Annotated in this window: 1 protein-coding gene; it reads left to right on the plus strand. The window is 61.4% G+C overall.

Features of this window, described 5'->3' with window-relative positions:
* Positions 1 to 1,179: 1,179 nt before the first annotated feature.
* The coding region (locus EOM25_14255; protein ID NCC26337.1) for a hypothetical protein at positions 1,180 to 2,084 on the plus strand (905 nt) is incomplete at its 3' end.

Here is a 2,084-nt window from a genome sequence, read left to right on the forward strand (position 1 = left end):
TTGTTTCCTATCGTGGCCAAGACCGAAGGCCAGTTGCTCTCCCTGACAATCGAGAAGGGCCAATACATAACCAAAGGCCAGCCTGTGGCCGCCTTGGATCAGCCACTGCTTCGGGCCGAGTTGCGCGAGGCCGAAAACTACCTGGGCAAATTGCTGGTGGACCAGAAACAGATGGAGACCTACGAACGGAAGCATGACGAACTGGTGGACCAGTTCATCGAAAAACAGCGGACCACGCTGCTCGAATCAATCCGTCTTGGAGGGCAGCTCGTCGAAGATCTGCAGGAACTCGTGGACGCCCAGGAGGAACTGCAAAGGGTCGGCGTCGTCAGCAAGTTGGAACTGGAAAAAATGAAGGCCGAGCTCCGCAAGGCCAAAATCCAGAGGTTGCAGGACCATCACGAACTGTCCGGGCTGGAGGTCTACCGGCAACAGGTTCTCTATGGCGTGGATCAGCGTCTCGAGGACCTGACGCGGCAGATTGTTTCTCTTCAGGAACGAGTGCTCTCCCTTCGGGAACGCCTGGATGATTTTTCCGTGGTCCGCAGCCTGCACAGTGGCGTGATCATCGAGATCCACAAGAACCCCGGCGAAGTGCTTTCAGCCGGTGATTCCCTGGCCTACATGGAATTGGCTCCGTGGGAAGACGTGGGCCTGCCGGAGGAGGATTTCCAACCCCATGTCCAGGGGCCCAGCAGCATCAAGGACGACCTGCTGGTCGTGGCCTATGTCCCGCCCTTTCAGGGTCTGGAACTGCGGCCAGGGATGACCGCGCACGTGGTTCCGGAAATGGTCCGGGAAGAGGAGTTTGGGGTCATCCTGGGCGAGGTGGTTTCCATTTCCCCCTTTCCGGTGACGCCCAAGGGCATGATGCGGGTGCTGGACAATCCCGATCTGGTTCATAATCTCACCCAGGAGGGCGCCCCGATCATGGTGACCATCCGGTTACAGGAAGACCCGTCCACCGCCTCGGGGTATCGCTGGTCCTCGGGCTCCGGGCCGCCGGCACGAATCAGGACCGGGGTCCAGTGCGTGATCCGGATCATCGCCCGGACCCATTCTCCCTTGGACCTAATCGTCCCCGAATTGAAACGACGTTTTCTGGGCATCGGTGCCGAAACCACGGCCGGACTCCATGGCCGCATCGAACGGCCTGGATTCCGGGGACATTGAGCGGCCATGTTCCGGCGACGTCTCGTGATCCCCACCGTCATCCAGACCTCACCCGCCGAAAGCGGTGCCGCGGCCCTGGCCTCTGTTGCTGGAGCATTGGGACACCATGCACCCCTGAGCGAAGTGGCCGCTCTCTGTGCGCCGACAAACCGCTCGTGCCGGATCGAGGATATCCTGCACGCATCCGAGGTCCTGGGCCTCCGGGCCGAGGCGCGCCACCTGCAGCATCATGATTTTGGCCGGCTGCGTCGGCCCGCGCTCCTGGATTGCGGGACGGGACGCTTCCTGGTCCTTGCGGGTCGAAACCTTTGGCCTGGCCGCTTTCGGGTGATGGACCCGGCCGAAGGTATGCGGACCGTGGATGCCGACGAACTGCGACGATGCTGTACCGGTCGGGTCATGGAACTGGCACCCGGCGAATCGTTCCGGTACCAAGGCCGCTCACGTTCCCTGACGGGCGACATTCTGCTCCGGCTTCCGGTCATGGCCCCGGCTCTCGTCCTGGCCGCGCTGGCCGGCCTGTTGCTGATCGTCCCGGGCGTGGCCCAGCCTGGTTTCACCAAAATATTCATCGACAATATCTTGAGCCCGGAGCGCAGAGACTGGCTGCGTCCCCTGCTCCTGGCCATGGCCGTATCCCTGGTGATCATCTGGGCTTTGGGCGGGCTCCAACGCCGCGTTCTTCTCCGTCAGATATTGAAAAGCGGCATCACTGGCGGAGCGGAGTTCATCACCCGGGCCCTGCGCTTGCCCTTTTCCTTCTTCACACGTTTTCATGGTGGCGAAGTGGCCATGCGCGGCCAATACATCGAAAACGTCTCTCAAATCATCGCCGAAGATTTGACCGCCACCGTCACGAATCTGGTGGCCATCGCCCTCTACGCCCTGGTCATGTACCTCTACGATCCGGC

It is taken from the genome of Deltaproteobacteria bacterium (genome assembly GCA_009929795.1).
In the GTDB taxonomy this organism is placed as follows: domain Bacteria; phylum Desulfobacterota; class Desulfovibrionia; order Desulfovibrionales; family Desulfomicrobiaceae; genus RZZR01.